A 444-nucleotide genomic window follows, 5' to 3' on the forward strand; every position below is an offset into this window, starting at 1 on the left:
AGATGCGGGTGTGAGCGTCGAGCCGTTGAAATATCAGGCAGAAAAAATGCGCGAGAGCGGTACCAGCATTGTGTACCTGGCTGTTGATGGGGCACTTGCCGGCTTGCTGGCCGTATCGGACCCAATCAAACCGACTTCCAAGGAAGCTGTAGCGCGGCTCCAAGCGGAGGGCGTGCAAGTCATCATGGCCACCGGCGACGGGCTTACCACTGCCCGCGCGGTGGCTCGTGAGCTNAGGTAAAGTAGTCGCCATGGCAGGCGACGGAATAAATGATGCGCCGGCGCTCGCCAGGGCTGATGTCGGCATAGCGATGGGCACGGGCACTGACGTCGCCATGAACAGCGCCCAAGTTACGCTCGTTAAAGGTGACCTGATGGGGATACTGCGCGCGCGCACGCTTTCGGTGGCGACGGTTCGCAATATGCGTCAGAACCTTCTGTTTG

At 60.0% G+C, this 444-nt stretch carries 1 protein-coding gene and 1 pseudogene; both read left to right on the forward strand.

Going from position 1 to position 444, the window contains the following annotated elements:
- On the forward strand, positions 1 to 234 hold a 234-nt coding region (locus tag RT21_RS24260), incomplete at both ends, for an HAD family hydrolase (RefSeq protein ID WP_256203918.1).
- A 1-nt stretch (position 235) separates the two neighbouring features.
- Positions 236 to 444 (forward strand): annotated as a pseudogene (locus RT21_RS24265) (HAD hydrolase family protein); the annotation flags it as partial.

The sequence above is a fragment of the Pseudomonas sp. 10B238 genome, assembly GCF_000970615.1.
Taxonomy (GTDB): domain Bacteria; phylum Pseudomonadota; class Gammaproteobacteria; order Pseudomonadales; family Pseudomonadaceae; genus Stutzerimonas.